Genomic DNA, 17364 nt, shown 5'->3' with positions numbered 1-17364 from the left:
CGTCGGCGCCCTTCACAGCGTCAAAACCGGGCCCCGCGAAGCGGGCCCGCAACCCCACGCAACCCCGACGGGATGGCAGGCAGACCCGAACCCCAACCGCAACCGAGCCACCCCTCGGCCACCCCGGAGACCTGCCCGTCCGGCGAGGACAATCCCATCGAACAGTCCGCACACGAACCCACCCCCGAATCGGCGGTCCCGAAAGCGTCAGGGCGTGTCCTTGCGGGCGCGGCTCGGGGCGACGCGTGGTGGTTCGTTCGGCATCTTCGGGTACACCGGCGGCCAGGGGGCGTCCATCAGGCCCGCCGCCATGTCGCGGTCGGACATGGCGAGCAGCGGGTCCAGTGACTGCGGGGTCATCACCGCCCACGGGTCGCCGTGCTCGGCGAGCCTGGCCGGCACGGTGGCGATGGTCAGCTCGCGGGGCTCGATCGTCGACAGCTCGTTCCACGTGAACGGGGTCGACACCTGGCCGTGCGGGTTGGCGCGGACCGACCACGCGCCGAACACCGTCTTGTGCGGTGCGTTCTGGTTGTAGTCGATGAACACGCGGCTGCCGCGTTCCTCCTTCCACCAGGCGGCGGTCAGCAGGTCCGGTCGGCGCCGCTCCAGCTCGCGTGCCGCGGCCACCGCCGCCGCCCGGACCTGGTAGCCGTCCCACCTCGGCTGGAGCCGGACGTACACGTGGATGCCGCGGTTGCCGGTGGTCTTCGGGAAGCTCGCGACGCCGAGCGAGTCGAGCAGGGCCTTCGTCTCGGCCGCCGCCTCGCGGATCATCGGAAACGTCACGCCGGGGCCAGGGTCGAGGTCGATGCGCAGCTCGTCGGCGTGCTCGGGGTCGGCCGCGGTGCTGGGCCACACGTGGAACCCGAGGCAGCCCATGTTCACCGCCCACAGCACGTGCGCCAGGTCCACCGCAACCAGCGCGTCCGCCTCGGTGCCGTTGGGGGTCGACACCCGCGTGGTCGTCAGCCACGGGTCGGCCTTCGTCGGCGTCACCCGCTTCTGGAAGAACGACGAACCCGCCACCCCGTTCGGGAACCGCTGCAGCAGCACCGGCCGCCCGCCCATGGCCGCCATCAGCGGCCGCTCCACCGCCAGGTAGTACCTGGCGAGGTCGAGTTTCGTGTCGCCCCGCTCCGGGAAGAAGACCTTGCCGGGGCTGGTGATCCGCACCTCGTGGCCAGCGACCGCCAGGACCTCGGCGTCACCGCCTGCCACGGGACACCCGCCGCAAGGGGTTCGCCTCGACCAGGTCGTCCGGCGCGGACAGCCGCCACGCCTCGTAGACCAGCTCGGTCAGCTCGTCGGCGTCGATGCCCCGCAGGTACACCACGACCCAGCCGAACCCGCCCGAGGTGAACTGCACCTCGAACACGTCCGGCCGCTCCGCGACCAGTGCCTCCTGCTCCGACAGCGTCTGCTTCAACCCGGCCGTGCTCGTGCGCGGCCAGTGGTAGCCGAACCGCTTCCCGCGCACGCTGAAGGACGTGTAGTCCCGTGCCCCCACGCGCTCGACCTCGGCCAACCGGTCGACCATCCGCAGGAACTGTCCGTCTGGTACACCCACCCGCCCATTCTGGCGCACACCACCGACAGAAACGCGCCTCGTCGCGAGCCGGGTTGCGTCAGCGGCGAGAATGACTGTGAGGTGACCCACCTCCTGGTAAGGACGCCCCGGTCGTCCGCGCTGAGTGGGGTAGGGCCAGAGAAAGGGAAGGTGACTGATGACGACCGAACGCGCCATTCTCGCCGGCGGGTGCTTCTGGGGCATGGAGGACCTGTTCCGGCAGCTGCCCGGGGTGGTCGCCACCCGTGTGGGCTACACCGGCGGCGAGGTCCTCAACCCGACCTACCGCAACCACCGGGGCCACGCAGAGGCCATCGAGGTGGTCTACGACCCCGAGGGGACGACCTACCGGGCGCTGCTGGAGTTCTTCTTCCAGGTGCACGACCCGACCACGAAGAACCGCCAGGGCAACGACATCGGCGACAGCTACCGGTCGGCGATCTTCTACCTCGACGACGAGCAGAAGCGGGTCGCGGAGGCCACGATCGCCGAGGTCGACGCGTCCGGCAAGTGGCCTGCCAAGGTCGTCACCGAGGTGACCGCCGCGGACACCTTCTGGGACGCCGAGGAGGAGCACCAGGACTACCTGGTCAAGCACCCTGGCGGCTACACCTGCCACTACGTGCGCCCGGAGTGGGCACTGCCCGCGAACACGCAGGGCTGAGGGCCGGGGCTGCGGCTCGTGCCGCAGCCCTACCGGCCGCCTTGCCGGAACTTGTCGAGCACCCGCCGTTCCCGTTTCGTCGGCCTGCCCGCGCCCCGGTCGCGCCGCGCGACCGGGATGAGCGCCTCGGGCGCCGGTTTGGGTGTGCGGTCCAGGTAGCACATCGCTGCCTCCGGAGCGCCCACCCGTTTCTGGATCACTCTCGTGACCTCGACGATCTTCGTGAGGCCGTGGGCACGCAGGCGCACCTCGTCCCCCGCGGACACGCTGGTCGCGGCCTTGGCGGGGCGGTCGTTGACCCGCACATGCCCGCCCCGGCACGCGGCCGCCGCGTCGGAGCGGGTCTTGGTCAGCCGGACCGCCCACAGCCAGCGGTCCACTCGGGTGGACTCCACAGTCGTACATGATGACCGATCGGGGGTCACCACGCGTACATCTCGGGTGACAAACCGCTCCGCGCGTCGGGCCCAGGGGGAGCGGTCCGCAGGTCGAGGGCATGGTCGGGCGGTTCCGGCGTGGTGGGGCGGTCGCGGGCAGTGCCGGCGCGTGACAGCATTCGTCCCGTGCTTCCTGAACTTTCCGCCGACCTGTGTGCCCGGTTGCGTGCGGCGTTCCTGACCGCCGGATACACCCCGGACGGGGTCGTCGACGCGCTGGGCGGGCAGGCGCACGCCGCGCTCGGCCGTGGCGAACCGGAGCCCGCGCGGCGGGCGAGCCGCGACGCCGGTGACCTGGGCACCCTCATCCGCCTGTTCTTGCTCGGCGACACCGAACCCGAGCACGCGATCCGGTCCGCGTTCGGCTCGGTCGACCTCGCGGACGCGGTCGCGAACGAGGTGCTGACCGCCGAGGGCCGGGCCGGGCTGGACATCCGGCCGTACGGGGAGAACTGGTGGGTCGTCGCCGACCTCGACGCCGACCAGCGGGGCGCCACGGTGCCCGCCGACCACGTGCTGGGGGTCGGGCACGCGTCGATCAACCTGGCGCGCGCCACCGCCCGCCGCCCGGTCGGCACGCTGCTCGATCTGGGCACCGGCTGTGGTGTACAGGCACTGCACGCGGGCACCCACGCCGAACGGATCACCGCGACCGACCTGTCGCCGAGGGCGCTCGCGATCGCCCGCGGCACGTTCCTGCTCAACGAGCTGGACGTCGAGCTGCTGGAAGGGCCGTGGTTCGACCCGGTGGTGGGCAGGCGGTTCGACCAGATCGTGTGCAACCCGCCGTTCGTCGTCGGGCCCGCACGCGTCGACTACACCTACCGCGACTCCGGCCTCGCGGGCGACGACGCCAGCGCGCTGGTGGTCCGCCGCATGCCCGCACTGCTCGCCGACGGCGGGGTGGGGCAACTGCTCGCGTCGTGGCTGCACCGCGACGGCGAGGACTGGGCGGAGCGCGTCGCGTCGTGGCTGCCACCGGGCGTGGACGCGTGGTTCGTGCAGCGGGACGTGGCCGACCCGGCCCTGTACGTCGGTACCTGGCTGCGGGACGCCGGCATCGACCCGCGCTCACCGGAGGGCAGGGACAAGGCGGGCGCGTGGCTGGACTGGTTCGACGACAACGACGTCGAGGGTGTCGGCTTCGGTTACGTGACACTGCGCCGCACCGACGAGACCGACACCGAGATCGTGTGCGAGGACCTGCGCCACGCCTACGACGACCCGCTCGGCCCGGAGGCGGCCAGGTGGCTGGACAACGTGGCGTGGCTGCGCGCCAACGACGACCGGCTGGCACAGACGCGGTTCACCGTGCCGCCGACCGTGGTGCTGGAGGAGGTCTCGGCCCCGGACGACGAGGGCTGGGCCCCGCTGGTGCGCAGGCTCCACCGCACCGACGGCCCCGGCTGGCAACACGAGGTCGACGAACCCACCGCGAAGCTCCTCGCGGGCTGCCGAGGTGCGCTGCCACTGGAAGACCTGCTGGCACTGCTGGAGATCGTCTACGACGGCATCGACACCGACGCCGCCCTCCCGATCGTCCGTGACCTCGTGCGGCACGGCATGCTGGTGCCCTCGCAATAGTAAAGTGACCGGCATATAAGACGATCATGTCCAACATTCCGGCGAAGGTCGTGCTGCTGGCCGGTGCCGTCCCGGTGGTGGACCGGATGCCCACGGGGCCGGCGAGCGCTACGGCGCGCTGGTCACCGAGGCGGCGCAGCGGGTCAGCGCCACACCCTCGGCTACCGGCACCCTGCCTGATGCCCTGAAAGGCTTCAGGGCACGGGGCATGCGGGGCAGTCATCGGCCCTGCCATCGCGGTGGCCTTTTGTCGAGGAACGCGGTGACGCCCTCGCGGAAGTCGTTGCTGCCGTAGCACAGCGACACGAGGTCGTCCCCGGGCGGCAGCGTCTGCTCGCGCAGCCGCCGCAGTGCGATCTTGCTGGCGCGCATGGTGAGCGGTGCGTTGGCACGGAGCCGGTCACACAACTCCGACAGGCGCGCGTCCACGTCGTCGGCGACCTCGGACGCGAGCCCGATCGCGGCCGCCTCGGTCCCGTCGACGAACCCGGCCGTGTAGATGAGGTGCACCGCGCGGGCGGCGCCGATCAGGTGCACGAGCCTGGCGTAGGTCGGCATGGACACGCAGTTGCCCAGTGTGCGGGCGATCGGCAACCCGAACCGCGCGTCCGGAGTGCACAGTCGCAGGTCGCACGCGGCGGCGATGCTGAGCCCGCCGCCGGTGGCGTACCCCTCGACCACCGCGATCGTCGGCACGGTCACCTGTTCCAGCCGCGCCAGTACCGATTCGATCCGCTGTTCGTAGGCCAGCCCGTCCTCGGCGGAACGGAAACCGCGGAAGTGGGCGATGTCCGTGCCGGACACGAACGCCTTGCCGCCCGCGCCGCGCACGACGGCGATCCGCACGGCGTCGTCGCCGTCGACCCGGTCGCAGAACTCCGCGAGCGACTCGTACATCGCCATGGTCATCGCGTTGCGTGCCTCGGGCCGGTTCACCGTCGCGGTGGCGACCGGCCCGTCGACGGTGACCTCGATCGTCATGACACCGCTCCTTCCGCCCGCTCTCGACGACCAACGTCGGCGTCGCGGACCAGCCGTTGGAACGTGGCCCGTGCCATGTCGCGGAACGATCACCGTACAGTGGAACGCCGACCCTACGAGCGCCGCCGCGAGCCGGTCAAGGCACGCGCCGCGTGCGACGACCCGAAGCTGCGGGAAGTGGCCGCGGGCCGGGTACGAACCGGACGAACTGCTGGGCGCCGATGACGCTGTCAGTGGTGGCTGCTCAGGACTCCAGCGCGCCGAGGTAGCCGACCAGCACCCGCTTCAGTTCGCCGACCCAGCGCTCCCGGTCCGCCTCGTTCGCCGACACGATGGTGCCGAGCAGCGACCCGAAGACCTGCGTCGACGTGGTCGGGCATGTCCGCGGCGGTGAAGATCGTCTTGACGCCGGGGTTCGCCACGTTGACCTCGATCATCGGGCGCACCACGCGGTCGACCAGTTCGGGCAGCGGCAGTGTTGCCAGCCCGGTGTCGAACGCCTTGCTGTGCACGTCTGCCAGCGCCGCCCCCGACCCGCGGTGCTGCTGTGGGCGGATCTGCTCACAGCAGCACCAGCGGCGGCGGGTGCGCGTGCGGAGGCATTGTCGGGGCATGACGAACGACGACAGGCCGCCGATGTTCGACCACCGGCTGCGGGAACGGTTCCTGAGCCAGCGCGTGCTGGTGCTCGACGGCGTGCTCGACGACGACAACGGGACGGTGCTCGCGACGCAGCTGCTGTCACTCGCGAGCGAGGACCCCAAGAAGGACATCGCGCTGTGGATCAATTCGCCCGGCGGGTCCGTGCCGTCGATGCTGGCGATCCGCGACGTGATGCGGCTGGTGCCGTGCGACGTGGCCACGCTCGCGCTGGGGCTGGCGTGCAGTGCCGGGCAGTTCCTGCTGTCGGCGGGCACACCCGGCAAGCGGTTCGCCCTCCCGCACGCCCGCGTCCTGATGCACCAGGGCTCGGCAGGCATCGGCGGCTCCGCGGTCGAGGTCGAGGTGCAGGCCGACGACCTGCGCCACACCCGCGACACGGTGCTGGGCCTCATCGCGGAGGACACCGGTCAGCCCGTCGACCGGATCTTCGCCGACTCGCTGCACGACCGCTGGTTCACCACCGCCCAGGCGCTGGAGTACGGCTTCATCGACCACGTCGTCGAGAACATCACGCAGGTCGTGCCGATACGAACGTACGAACTCGGGCTGGGAGCAACAGCATGAGCACCTACACCATCCCCAACGTCATCACGCGCGTCCCCGGCGGCGAGCGGATCATGGACGTCTACTCACACCTGCTGTCGTCGCGGATCGTCTACCTCGGCACCGCGATCGACTCCGGCGTCGCGAACGCGCTGATCGCGCAGCTGCTGCACCTGGAGGCGGACAACCCCGAACAGCAGATCGACCTGTACATCAACTCCGAGGGCGGCGACCCGTCAGCCGCGCTCGCGCTGTACGACACCATGACCTACATCAAGGCGCCGGTGGCGACCACGTGCGTCGGCCAGGCCGTCGCGTCCGCCGCGGTGCTGCTGGCGGCGGGGGAGTCCGGCCGCCGTGCCGTGCTGCCGCACACGAGGGTGGTGCTGCACCAGCCCGCCGCACAGGGCCGCGGCACCATCCCCGACCTCATCCTGCAGGCCGACGAGGTGGTGCGGGTCCGCAACCAGCTGGAGGAGATCCTGTCGGCGCACACCGGCCGCAGCGTCCCCGACCTGCGGCACGACACCGACCGCGACCGCGTGTTCGACGCCGTGGACGCGGTGGCCTACGGACTCGCCGACAGCGTGCTCGACAAGCGGCTCTGACCGGTGGCCGTGGTCGGACGGCGCCGGTCAGGCTGCCAGGAGCAGGGGGCCGGCCGGGCGTGTTCCGACCCGGTGACGGCGAACGTCGCTCGCGATGCCGATGAGCAGGTCGGCCAGGTCGAGCCCCAGCGCACCGGTGACGGCGCTGATCATCTCGCTTGACGGTTCCTTGCGGCCACGTTCGATCTCGGACAGGTACTGGGGTGAGATCCCGGCTTTCTCGGCCACGTCGACGAGGCGTTCGCCTTGTTCTTCGCGGGTGGCGCGCAGACGTGGGCCGAGTACGTCCCGCCACAGTGGGTCGGGTTCCCGTTCCTGCTCTGGGTCGGGTTTCCGGTGGAAGTGCAGGATGTCCGCCATGCACTCATCCTGACATCCGTGCACGGCCCGGAGCAGCGGGTTCTGCTTCGGGCAGAACGCCGACCCACGTGACGTGACTGCTTCGATTCGCGGGATTTCGTGCCGCTCACTCCCAGGACTGATTAGGCGCGTTGACGGCATGACCGGTGCCGTGAAAGGCGCATTCAGGGCGCTGCGGCACGACCGCGCCAATGCAGAGCATCACTGTGGACAGTCGGTTCGTGACAAGTTGTTGACAGAATCGCCGATTCAGGCGTGACGCCACCCGGAACCCGTCGATCATCCTGGCATCAACTCGGATGGGGGAACCGAAATGGTCAAATGGCGTGAACCGGCGAGCATCGGCTACCAGCGGCGAAACGGCGTCGATCCCGTACTGGAACCGCTGAACGCGCCACGGCCGCGAGGCGCCAGGGGCTACATCATCACCTGCGGCATGGGTTCGAAGATCGTGTGGATCCGTTGGTACGGGCGCAGCGTCGAGGAGGTCCGGCAGACCTTCCGCGTGTGGCTGTCGGAGACCTGGCAGACCCTGGCCACCGACTTCACCGGAGCGGGTGTCCTCAACGGCCTCGACTTCAAGCCGGGGCGCATCGACTGGTTCAACATCACCGAGCAGGGCTGACCCTCAGGGCTGACACTGCGGCAGATAGTCCACGTCCGCGGCGAACTGCCGCCACTCGTCCTCGTCAAGGGGCGCAAGACGATCACACACGTCAGCAAGCGCCTTCGCGGGATCGACGTCCCAGGTCGCGATCAGCCCGTTGTCGCCGGTACCGACGAGCGTCCCGTTCGACAGGTACCGGATCCCTTGTATGTCCCCGGGTTCCCGCAACGCCGCCTGTACGGTCTGCCTCCCGACGTCCCAGATGAGCGGGACGCCGTCCCAGCCGGCGGACGCCAGCCGAGTCCCGTCAGCCGAGAACGACACGGTGACCGCACGCTTGGTGTGTTCGACAAGCGCAGGACCGGCCTGCTGGTGCGTGTCCAGGTCCCACAGCCGGACGGTGTTGTCCCACCCGGACGACGCGAGCAGGCGCCCGTGCGGCTGGAACGCGATGGACTGCACGGTGTCGATGTGGCCGGTCATCGGCTCGCCGATCTGCTTGCCGGTCCCGGTGTCCCACAACGTGATCACCCCGTCGAGCGTGCCTGCCGCGAGGCGGTCGCCGCCGGGGCTGAACGTGAGGGTCCACACCGCCTGGTCGTCGTCCTCGTTGGCGGCCAGCTCGCGACGGTCGCCGTCGTCGAGGTCCAGTAGTTCCAGCGTGCCGCCCTCGCCGCGCTGGTCGTCGGTGCTCACCGCGAGGGTGTCGCCGTCGGGGGAGTAGGCGACGGTGGTCGTGTGGATGTCGGGGAACCTGGCCACCTCGTCACCGCCGACCGTCCAGACCATCAGGCCCTCCCCGCACTGCACGGCCAGCCGGGTGCCGTCGCGGGAGAACACGGGCGCGCCGACCCGGCCCTGGTCGCACGTCAGCGGTGGGCCCGCCGGCTCGTGGGTGGCCACGTCCCACGTGGTCACCGTGACGTTCTCGTCGGCGAACGCGACGACCTCGCCGTCGGGGCTGATGTCGCTGAACGCGGCCCGGCCCGACGCCGCGGGCAGCACCGGCCGCCACAGCACGATGTTCCCGTCGCCGCTCGCCACCGCCAGCACCCGGTCGTCGGGGCTGAACGCGACCGCGAACGTGGCGTCCTCGCTGGCCTGCATGGGTTCGCCGATCTGCTGGCCCGTCGCGAGGTACCACAGGCGCACCGTGCGGTCCGCGCTCGTCGATGCCAGCACCTGCCCGTCCATGCCGAACGCGAGGTCCTGGATCGCGTCGTTGTGGCCGGTGAGCGGCTCGCCGACCCGGTCGCCGGTCGCGATGTCCCAGCGGCCGATCACCGTCCCGTCCCGGCACGCCACCTGGTCGCCGTCCGGGTCGTACGCGACGAACAGGCACGGCCCCGCGGTGGCGATCGTGCGCACGAGCGTCTGCGTGGCCGCGTCCCAGATCCGGATCGTCCGGTCCGGGCCGCCGGTGATGATCTGGTCGCCATCCTCGGTGAACCGCACACTGGTCACGATGTCGGTGTGGCCGAGCAGCGGCGCACCGCGCCGCCGTCCGCTCGCGGCGCTCCACAGCTGCGGCGTGCCGTTGCTCGTCACGACCGTCCTGCCGTCGGGACTGAACGCCACCGCGACCACCGGCGCGCCGTGTGCCACGCGGCGCAGCACGTCGCCGGTCTCCGTGTCGAGCAGGTACAGCGACTCGTCGGTGCTGCCGACCGCGAGCCGCCTCCCGTCACGGGAGAACTCGACGGCGTTGACCGCCTGGTCCGAGGTGAACAGCACCCGGTCCTGCCCGGTCGCCACGTCCCAGCCACGGACCGTGCCGTCGGCCCCGCCGCTGACCAGCATCGAACCGTCGGGGGAGAACGTCACCGCCTGCACCGCACCCTCGTGCCCGGACAGCACGGTGTCGAGCCGCTGGTTCTGTGTCGCCAGCAACGCCTCCCGCGCCTGCCGTGTCGGGGCACGGCGCCACGCGGCAGCGGCCAGCAGTTGCGACTGCCTCGGCCACGTGTCGGCCGACTGCTCGGCGAGCGTGGCGAGGCGCCGCGACTCGGCCTCGGCGAGCCGGTCGTCGGCCACCTGTGTCTGGTAGTAGGCGACCACACCCGCCGCGAGCGACGCGACGAGCAGCACGGCGAGCGCGGCGATCACGGTGCGCAGCCTGCGGGTGCCGCGCCGCTGTTCGCGTTCGCTCGCGCGGAGGAACTCCTGCTGGGGCGCGGTGAGCGGATGGTGGCCCGCCCACTCCAGCGCGGCGGCGAGCCGGCTGCCCCGGTACAGGTCGCCCCGGTCGCGGCCGCTCTCCACCCAGTTCGCCGCCGACTCGTCGAGCCGTTGGCGCAGCAGCAGGTCCTGCCGTTCCGCGTCGACCCACGCACGCAGCCTCGGCCACGCGGTGAGCAGCGCGTCGTGCGCGAGCCGCACCCCGTCGTCGTCGACGCTCACCAGGCGGGCGTCGACCAGGCTCGCGACCGCGCGCTCGGCCAGCTCGCCGCGTGCCGCGGTGCGGCGGGACAGGCCGCCGTCGGGCAGCACCCGCACGAGCCGCAGCAGCGTCGCGCGCAGCACGTCCTGGTGGTGCGGGTGCAGCCGCCCGTACAGCTGGTCGGCGGTCACGGCGACGGCGCGGTCGACGCCACCGGTGGCCTGGTAGCCCCGCAGCGTCAGCACGTTGCCCCACCGGTTCTGCCACGTCGCGCGCAGCGCGTGCGCGAGCCGGGGCAGCGCGCCCTGCGCGAACCCGGAACCGTCGCGGGCGCCGACGTCGGCGATCAACCGGTCGGCGAGCCCGTCCTCGAGCCGCAGCCCGGCCCGCTCGGCGGGCAGCGTGATCACCTGCCGCAGCGCGGCGGCGCCGAGCGGGCCGACGACGAACGGGCTGTCCAACGCCGCGCGCAACGGTTCCAGGGCAATGCAGTCCGGCACGTAGTCCGCGCGCACCGCGATGAGCACCAGCGCGGGCCACGCGTGCGTGAGCGCGGCCGCGAACGCCACCCGCTCCTGCCCGCTCGCGCCGTCGGTGAACAGCTGCTCGAACTGGTCGACCACGATGACGAGCCGCGCGCCGTCGCGGGCGGCCCGCTCGGCCGCCGCCCGTACCTGCCGGCCGAACAGCACCGGGTTGTCGCGGATCGTCGCGGCGATCGCGCCGGGGTCGACCTGGATCACGCCCGCGAGCCGCGCGGCGAGCGTGTCGACGGGCCGGTCGCCCGGGGTGAGCACGACGCGGGGCCAGCGGCCGGCCCCGGTGTCGGCCGCGGCCTTGTCCAGCGCGGGCAACAGCCCGGCGACCAGCAGCGACGACTTACCGCTGCCCGACGCGCCGACCACGACCAGCGGCCCGCCGGTGCCGAGCTGACCGGAAAGGCGGACCAGCAGGTCACTGGTCTCGCCTGCGCGGCCGTAGAACCAGTCCGCGTCCGCGGTGCCGAAGCTGCGCAGGCCGGGGTACGGGCAGACCTCGCCCGCCTTCTCGGGCCGGGCCGGGTCGCCGTTGCGCCCCGCGGCGGCCGCGACGATGGCCCGCATGATCACCCGCTGGCCCGGCAGCGCGGGATCGCCGTGCGGCAGCACCACGGCAGGGGTGGTGCGGTCCTCGGCCTGTGCCAGCGCGGCCTGTGCGGCGGCCATCAGCTGACCCGCGGTGGCGTACCGGCGGCGCGGGTCCTTGTCCATGCCCGTGGCGACGACGAGGTCGAGCGCGGGCGGGACCGCGGACCGGTGCGTCGAGGGCGCGGCAGGCACGGTGTTGAGCTGCGCTGCGAGCTTCGCGGCCGGGTCGGTGGCCGGGAACGGGACGTGCCCGGTGAGGCACTCGTAGAGGACGCAGGCCAGTGAGTACACGTCGGCGGCGCCGGTGACGTCGAGCCCGCGGAGCTGTTCCGGCGCGATGTAGTCGAGCGAGCCGACGTAGCCGCCGGTCACCGTCATCCTGGTGGCCTCGGGGTCGAGCGGTCGCGCGATGCCGAAGTCGGTGAGGTACGCGGTGTCGTCCGGGCCGACGAGGATGTTCGACGGCTTGACGTCGCGGTGCACGACCCCGGCCGCGTGCGCGGTGTCGAGTGCCTGTGCGACCTGGGTGAGCAGCCCGAGCACGCGGGGCGGGTCCATCGGCGCGCCGCCGAGGACCCGCTTGAGGTCCGCGCCGTCGACGAGCCGCATCGCGACGTAGAGCTGCGCGTCGCCGTGTTCGGTGTCCGTGCCGGTGTCGAGGACCTCGACGATGTGCGGGTCGTGCAGGTTCGCGGCGACCTTCGCCTCGCGCCGCAGCCGGTCGGCGTGGTGCTGCCCCGCGGCGGCGGGCAGGACCTTGATCGCGACGGCCCGGTCGCTGACCGTGTCGACCGCCCGGTAGACCTCACCCATCCCGCCCCGGCCGAGCAGACCTTCGAGGCGGTACCTCCCGCCGAGCACCGTCACGGGCGGAACGTTACTTGTCCCGCCCTGGCCGCCGGACCGGAACCGTCGGATTCGACCAGCGCCCGGCTCCACCCGCCCGTGCCCCGGCTCGGTGCCCTGAAAGGCGCTTTCGGGACGCTCAACGTCCCGAAAGCGTCTTTCAGGGCATTCCCCTGACCGGTTCCGGTGCGGGAGAGCGCATTCACCGTGGTGAAGAATTGCTACCGAAACGTCGAGTCCGGTCCGCGGCGGGGTTTCACGCACGTACGATTTCGGCGTCCCTGACCGGTGGTGTGCGACGAGGTGATCGGTGCCCGACGTTGTTGGTCCCTACGAGCTGGCCCAGCTGATCGGGCGTGGCGGGATGGGCGAGGTCTGGCTCGCCCACGACACCCGCAACGACCGTGAGGTCGCGATAAAACTGCTGGCCAAGCAGGCGCTGGCCGACCATGAGCTGCAGGAGCGGTTCCGCCGGGAATGCAAGCTCGCCGGGCAGATCCGGCATTCGCACATCCTGCCGGTGTGGGATTACTCGGTCGAGGGGCGGCCCTACATCGTGATGCCGTTCATCGAGGACGGCACCGACCTCGCGACAATTCTGAAAAGCGGGCCAATTGCGCCTGAACGCGCGGTGAACATTGTCCGGCAGGTGGCGTCGGCATTGGACGCGGCGCACCGAAAGGGACTGCGCCACCGCGACGTGAAGCCGTCGAACGTCATGGTCGAGCCGGACGGCGACGACGAGCAGGTGCTGCTGTTCGACTGGGGCATCGCGCACCCGGTCGACACCAGCGGCGCGCCGCCGGTGACCCGGTTGGACCAGCTGGTCGGCACCCCGGCCTACATCGCGCCGGAACGGCTCGGCGACCGGGTCACTCCCGACCACCGCGCGGACGTGTACTCCCTCGCCGTGGTGCTGTTCGAGTGCCTTGCCGGGGTCAAGCCGTTCGACGGCGAGGACATGGCGATCCTGACCGCGCAGGTACTGCGCGACCCGCCGCCGCTGCCGGAGCACCTTCCTGCCGCTCTCCGTGACGTGGTGGCGAAGGGCCTCGTGAAGGACCCGGAGAAGCGCTGGCAGTCCGCGGGCGAGATGGCCGCCGCGGCCCGCGCCGCGCTCACCCCGCCGCACCCGGCCGCCCCCAACCACGGGTTGGCCGCCCTTCCGGTGCCCGCGCCGCCGTCCGTGCCCGCGGTGCGGGCCGACGGGCCGAAGATCGCCGCCGCCGGGCTGGCCGGCGGGGTGGTCGCGCTCGGGCTGCTCGTCGCGGAGGCCGTCGACGCGAGCCTGTTCTGGTTGCTGCTGCCGCTCCTCGCGGCGGGCGGTGGGCTGGTCGGGTTCGGGCTGTGGGGACCGAGGCGGACGCCCGTGCGGCCCGCGGACCCGACGCTGGATCCGGGAGGGTTCCCGAAGCCGGGGCCGTAGTTTCGGTCCAGGAAACGCTGACAGGAAAACGGTGACACACAAGAAGGTCGGCATGACAGAGGGCATGTACCCACTCGGTCGTCTCACCCCGAGCCTCGTGCGGGCCGAGCCGCTGTTCGCGGGTGCCGCGGCACCCGCGGGCGCGCTGTTCGTCCTCGGCGACACAGGCGGGTACGCGGCCGCGGCCGTTGCCGGGCGGTCGCTGGTCGTCGGGCGCAACGTACCGGACGTGCACGTCGCGATCGGCGGCGAGGACGGCTACGTCAGCAGGGAACACGCGCTGCTGCGGTGCGTCCCGCACGGCGCGGGCACGCGCTGGGTGGTGCGCAACGGCGGCAAGCTGCCGATCCGGATGCCGGACACCGCGCCGCTGCTGCGTGCGCACGAGGCGCCGCTGCCGCTCGGCTACACCCCGCTCTACATCCAGGGTTCGCGGCTGCACGTGGTGGAGGTGCTGATCAGCGACGGGCACCGGCACCGGGGCGCGGTCCGGCCGGACACGGGCACCGGCAACCTCCGCCTGCCGCTCACCCGCCGCGAGTGGCTGGTGCTCGTCGCGATGTTCTCCGCCGTGCTCGCCCGTGAGGACCAGGCGCTCCCCCTGTCCTGGAACGAGACCGGGAAGCTGCTGAACTCCGTGCCAGGCCAGTCCGGGTGGAACGACCGCAAGGCGGAGGCCGTCGTCGACGGGGTCCGGCACCGGCTGACCGCGGCCGGGATCGAGCGGCTGACCCGCGAGACCGCACCCGCCGAGGCGTTGAAGACCAACCTGCAGCGGGTGCTGGTCGACACCGGCACACTCCTGCCCGAGGACCTGCGGGTCCTCGGCACCGGCCTCGGGTCCGGCGGCGAAGACGGCGTGGACCGGTGACGGCGGGCTCCCGCGCGGGCTGGACCGGCACCAGGGTCGTCGCGCTCGTCGCCGGTGTCGTGCTGATCATCGTCGCGGCGGTCGTCGTGACCAGGCACGGCCGCGCCGCCGACGGTTGCGTCAGCGCGGTCCCGGTGCGCGGCGTGATCGGGTCGGAGAAGGAACCGTTCTTCGACGACGACCGGGTCACCGCACGGCTCGCGTGCCTTGGCTACGAGGTCGCCGTGGACTCCCGAGGGTCCCGCGAGATGCTCGACAGCCTCACGCGCGCGGTCCACGACTACGGGTTCGCGTTCCCGTCCAGCACCCCCGCCGCGCAGAAGATCATGCGGACGCTGGAGGTCGACGAGCGGCTGCCGCTGTTCTCCACCCCGATGGCGGTCGCGACGTTCCGGCCGATCGTCGCCGTGCTCACCCGCGCAGGCGTGGTCGTGAAGGCGTCCGACGGCGCCGACGTGCTCGACATCGCAGCACTCCTCGACCTCGCACGGCGCGGTGTCACGTGGGACCAGCTGGCCGGCAACGTCGAGTACCCCGCGCGCAAGACGGTGCTGCTGTCCACCACCGACCCACAGGACTCCAACTCGGCGATCATGTACCTGTCGATCGCCTCGCAGGTCGCCAACGGCGGCGCGATCGTGACCACCCCGGCGCAGGTGGAAGCGGTCCTGCCCGACCTGTGCAGGCTGGTCTTCGACCAGGGCAACAAGCCGGAGACCAGCCAGGTCCTGTTCGACAACTACCTGGTGGACGGCATGGGCCGGACGCCGATGGCGCTCGTGTACGAGGCGCAGTACGACACGACCGCGCCCGCGCCGTCGCTCGGCCCCGACAACGTGCTGGTCCACCCCCGGCCGACCGTCTACTCGCGGCACACGCTGATCCCGCTCACCGCGGAGGGCCGCGCCGTCGGACAGGCGCTGCGCGACGACCCCGAGCTGGTTCGGCTCGCCGAGGAGCACGGCTTCCGTCCGGAGAAACCGAGCGGGCAACCGGTTACGAAGCGGCCGCGTCCGGTGGACGTCGTCGAGTCGCCGTCGTTCGAGGTGCTGGAGACGATGCTGTCCGCGCTCGCGCCGACGGCACAGAACGCGGCGAGGTGCACACAGTGAGAAGGATCCTGGTCGCCGTGCTGGCGGCCGTGCTGCTGGCGGGCTGTACCGGTGCGCCCGACGAGACCCCTTCCGGGCCGCCGGTGACGTTGCGGGTGCTCGCCGGGTCGGAGCTGCGGGACATGGAGCCGCTGCTCACCGAGGCGGCGGAGGCGACCGGGGTGACCGTGTCGATGAGCTACCTCGGCACGCTCGAGGGCGCGGAGACCGTCGCGAGCGGCAACGCCGACGGGCGGTACGACGCCGTGTGGTTCTCCTCCACCCGGTACCTGCAGACGATCCCGGCGGCGAAGCGGCGGCTCGCGGGCACCACCCGGATCATGGGCTCGCCCGTGGTGCTCGGCGTGCGTGAGCCGGTGGCGCGGCGACTGGGCTGGGACGTGGCGGCACCGACCTGGTCGCAGATCGCGACCTCGGCGCAGCGTGGCGAGTTCACCTACGGCATGACCGATCCCGCCGCGTCGAACACCGGCTTCTCCGCGCTGGTGGCGGTCGCCGCCGCGCTCGACGGCACGGGCCGCGCGCTGGACGCGGCCGCCATCGACCGGATCGCGCCGCGCCTGGCCGGGTTCTTCTCCGGCCAGCGGCTGACGGCCGGCTCGTCGGACTGGCTCGCGGGGTCGTTCACGCGGCGCGCCACCGGAGAGGACCCCGGCGGCCCGCTGGACGGGCTGGTGAACTACGAGTCCACGCTGCGGTCGCTGAACCGGAACGGGCAGCTGCCGGAACCGTTGACGATCGTGTATCCGGCCGACGGCGTGATCAGCGCCGACTACCCCTTCACGCTGCTGGCGGGCGCGTCCGGCGAGGTCCGCGACGGGTACGACCGGCTCGTGGACCACCTGCGCGGCAACGCCACCCAGAACGCCATCGTGGACCGGACGGAACGCAGGCCGGTGGTGCCCGACGTCGGACTGCCCGACGAGGCGCCGCGCGGGCTGGTGGAGCTGCCGTTCCCGGACACCCGCGCGGCGATCGACGCGTTGCTGGTGGCGTACTTCGACCGGCTGCGGACCCCGGCGCGGACGGTGTACGTGCTGGACACGTCCGGGTCGATGGCGGGGGAGCGGCTCGCGGCGCTGAAGACCGCGCTGACCGGCCTGACCGGGGTGGACGCCTCCCTTTCCGGGCGGTACTGCCGGTTCCGCAGCCGGGAGGAGGTGATCCTGCTGCCGTTCGCGAGCGTGCCGGGTGAACCGGTGACGTATCCGGTGTCGGCGGAGGCGCCGCAGTCGTCCCGAGACGCGATCCGCACGGCGATCGGAGGGCTGGTGGCCGAGGGGGAGACGGCGGTGTACGACTCGCTCGTCAGGGCGTACGGCCTGTTCGCCGACGCGGGCGAGCGGTTCCCGAGCATCGTGCTGATGACCGACGGCGAGAGCAACGCGGGCCGCGCACTCGGCGACTTCACGTCGTTCCTCGCGACCGCGCCGCACCCGGTGCGGGTGTTCCCGATCCTGTTCGGCGAGGCGGCGGAACAGGAGATGCGCCAGGTGGCGAACGCGACCGGCGGCGAGCTGTGGGACGCACGGGACGGGGACCTGGGCCGGGCCTTCTGCCAGATCCGCGGTTACCAGTAAGTACG

At 72.0% G+C, this 17364-nt stretch carries 16 protein-coding genes; 9 read left to right on the top strand and 7 right to left on the bottom strand.

Translation table 11 applies throughout. The features are described 5' to 3' along the window. Positions 1-207: 207 nt before the first annotated feature. Together ligD and ACFPCV_RS01985 are read right to left on the bottom strand one after the other, a co-directional pair. Entirely contained in the window at positions 208-1221 is a 1014-nt protein-coding gene (gene ligD / locus ACFPCV_RS01990) for a non-homologous end-joining DNA ligase (RefSeq protein ID WP_378053811.1), read from the bottom strand. After that, entirely contained in the window at positions 1208-1570 is a 363-nt protein-coding gene (locus ACFPCV_RS01985; protein WP_378053809.1) for an MmcQ/YjbR family DNA-binding protein, read from the bottom strand. The genes ligD and ACFPCV_RS01985 overlap by 14 nt, the downstream gene beginning before the upstream one ends. A 157-nt stretch (positions 1571-1727) precedes the next feature. Here ACFPCV_RS01985 and msrA point away from each other — a divergent pair, with 157 nt between their 5' ends. After that, a complete protein-coding gene (gene msrA, locus ACFPCV_RS01980) occupies positions 1728-2234 on the top strand; it encodes a peptide-methionine (S)-S-oxide reductase MsrA (protein WP_378053807.1) in 507 nt (168 codons plus the stop codon). 29 nt (positions 2235-2263) lie between these two features. Here the strand turns inward: msrA and ACFPCV_RS01975 are convergent, their stop codons facing one another. Next, on the bottom strand, positions 2264-2629 hold the full coding sequence (locus ACFPCV_RS01975; RefSeq protein ID WP_378053805.1) for an RNA-binding S4 domain-containing protein: 366 nt from the start codon (positions 2627-2629) through the stop codon (positions 2264-2266). Between the two features lie 168 nt (positions 2630-2797). Between ACFPCV_RS01975 and ACFPCV_RS01970 the strand changes: the two genes are divergently transcribed. Then, entirely contained in the window at positions 2798-4255 is a 1458-nt protein-coding gene (locus ACFPCV_RS01970) for a DUF7782 domain-containing protein (protein ID WP_378053803.1), read from the top strand. Between the two features lie 219 nt (positions 4256-4474). Here ACFPCV_RS01970 and ACFPCV_RS01965 read toward each other — a convergent pair whose 3' ends face one another. Both ACFPCV_RS01965 and ACFPCV_RS01960 read right to left on the bottom strand, forming a co-directional pair. Then, positions 4475-5236 carry an enoyl-CoA hydratase/isomerase family protein gene (locus tag ACFPCV_RS01965; protein WP_378053801.1) on the bottom strand — a complete coding sequence of 254 codons (762 nt, stop codon included), beginning with the start codon at positions 5234-5236 and terminating at the stop codon, positions 4475-4477. A 230-nt stretch (positions 5237-5466) separates the two neighbouring features. Continuing rightward, the gene (locus tag ACFPCV_RS01960) at positions 5467-5850 is read right to left on the bottom strand and encodes a hypothetical protein (RefSeq protein WP_378053799.1); all 384 of its coding nucleotides are present in this window, start codon (positions 5848-5850) and stop codon (positions 5467-5469) included. Here ACFPCV_RS01960 and ACFPCV_RS01955 point away from each other — a divergent pair. Next, positions 5849-6463 carry a ClpP family protease gene (locus tag ACFPCV_RS01955; RefSeq protein WP_378053797.1) on the top strand — a complete coding sequence of 205 codons (615 nt, stop codon included), beginning with the start codon at positions 5849-5851 and terminating at the stop codon, positions 6461-6463. The genes ACFPCV_RS01960 and ACFPCV_RS01955 overlap by 2 nt on opposite strands. Continuing rightward, a complete protein-coding gene (locus tag ACFPCV_RS01950) occupies positions 6460-7050 on the top strand; it encodes a ClpP family protease (protein WP_378053795.1) in 591 nt (196 codons plus the stop codon). Before ACFPCV_RS01955 ends, ACFPCV_RS01950 begins: the two co-directional genes overlap by 4 nt. 27 nt (positions 7051-7077) lie before the next feature. Here the strand turns inward: ACFPCV_RS01950 and ACFPCV_RS01945 are convergent, their stop codons facing one another. Further along, positions 7078-7410: a helix-turn-helix domain-containing protein gene (locus tag ACFPCV_RS01945; RefSeq protein ID WP_378053793.1), complete on the bottom strand. Its 333-nt coding sequence runs from the start codon at positions 7408-7410 to the stop codon at positions 7078-7080. Positions 7411-7723: 313 nt separating this feature from the next. Between ACFPCV_RS01945 and ACFPCV_RS01940 the strand changes: the two genes are divergently transcribed. Continuing rightward, a complete protein-coding gene (locus ACFPCV_RS01940; RefSeq protein WP_378053791.1) occupies positions 7724-8035 on the top strand; it encodes a hypothetical protein in 312 nt (103 codons plus the stop codon). Positions 8036-8038: 3 nt separating this feature from the next. Here ACFPCV_RS01940 and ACFPCV_RS01935 read toward each other — a convergent pair whose 3' ends face one another. Next, on the bottom strand, positions 8039-12391 hold the full coding sequence (locus ACFPCV_RS01935; RefSeq protein ID WP_378053789.1) for an nSTAND1 domain-containing NTPase: 4353 nt from the start codon (positions 12389-12391) through the stop codon (positions 8039-8041). A 289-nt stretch (positions 12392-12680) separates the two neighbouring features. On the opposite strand from ACFPCV_RS01935, the gene ACFPCV_RS01930 reads away from it, so the two are divergent. Genes ACFPCV_RS01930 through ACFPCV_RS01915 form a run of 4 tightly spaced genes read left to right on the top strand, consistent with a single transcriptional unit; the run spans position 12681 to position 17359 of the window. After that, positions 12681-13796 carry a serine/threonine-protein kinase gene (locus tag ACFPCV_RS01930; RefSeq protein ID WP_378053787.1) on the top strand — a complete coding sequence of 372 codons (1116 nt, stop codon included), beginning with the start codon at positions 12681-12683 and terminating at the stop codon, positions 13794-13796. Between the two features lie 52 nt (positions 13797-13848). Further along, the gene (locus ACFPCV_RS01925) at positions 13849-14667 is read left to right on the top strand and encodes a hypothetical protein (protein WP_378053785.1); all 819 of its coding nucleotides are present in this window, start codon (positions 13849-13851) and stop codon (positions 14665-14667) included. Then, a complete protein-coding gene (locus ACFPCV_RS01920) occupies positions 14664-15779 on the top strand; it encodes a hypothetical protein (protein ID WP_378053783.1) in 1116 nt (371 codons plus the stop codon). The genes ACFPCV_RS01925 and ACFPCV_RS01920 overlap by 4 nt, the downstream gene beginning before the upstream one ends. Next, positions 15776-17359 carry a substrate-binding domain-containing protein gene (locus ACFPCV_RS01915; RefSeq protein WP_378053781.1) on the top strand — a complete coding sequence of 528 codons (1584 nt, stop codon included), beginning with the start codon at positions 15776-15778 and terminating at the stop codon, positions 17357-17359. The genes ACFPCV_RS01920 and ACFPCV_RS01915 overlap by 4 nt, the downstream gene beginning before the upstream one ends. Positions 17360-17364 lie beyond the last annotated feature (5 nt).

This window comes from Actinophytocola glycyrrhizae (assembly GCF_042653545.1).
GTDB classification, from domain to species: Bacteria; Actinomycetota; Actinomycetes; order Mycobacteriales; family Pseudonocardiaceae; genus Actinophytocola; species Actinophytocola glycyrrhizae.
This window is presented reverse-complemented; position numbering and strand designations above follow the sequence as displayed.

Bases quoted from the DNA above. Each gene is read 5' to 3' on its own strand.
- msrA (WP_378053807.1), top strand. From the start codon at position 1,728: ATGACGACCGAACGCGCCATTCTCGCCGGCGGGTGCTTCTGGGGCATG.
- ACFPCV_RS01965 (WP_378053801.1), bottom strand. From the start codon at position 5,236: ATGACGATCGAGGTCACCGTCGACGGGCCGGTCGCCACCGCGACGGTG.
- ACFPCV_RS01955 (WP_378053797.1), top strand. From the start codon at position 5,849: ATGACGAACGACGACAGGCCGCCGATGTTCGACCACCGGCTGCGGGAA.
- ACFPCV_RS01960 (WP_378053799.1), bottom strand. From the start codon at position 5,850: ATGCCCCGACAATGCCTCCGCACGCGCACCCGCCGCCGCTGGTGCTGC.
- ACFPCV_RS01950 (WP_378053795.1), top strand. From the start codon at position 6,460: ATGAGCACCTACACCATCCCCAACGTCATCACGCGCGTCCCCGGCGGC.
- ACFPCV_RS01945 (WP_378053793.1), bottom strand. From the start codon at position 7,410: ATGGCGGACATCCTGCACTTCCACCGGAAACCCGACCCAGAGCAGGAA.
- ACFPCV_RS01940 (WP_378053791.1), top strand. From the start codon at position 7,724: ATGGTCAAATGGCGTGAACCGGCGAGCATCGGCTACCAGCGGCGAAAC.
- ACFPCV_RS01925 (WP_378053785.1), top strand. From the start codon at position 13,849: ATGACAGAGGGCATGTACCCACTCGGTCGTCTCACCCCGAGCCTCGTG.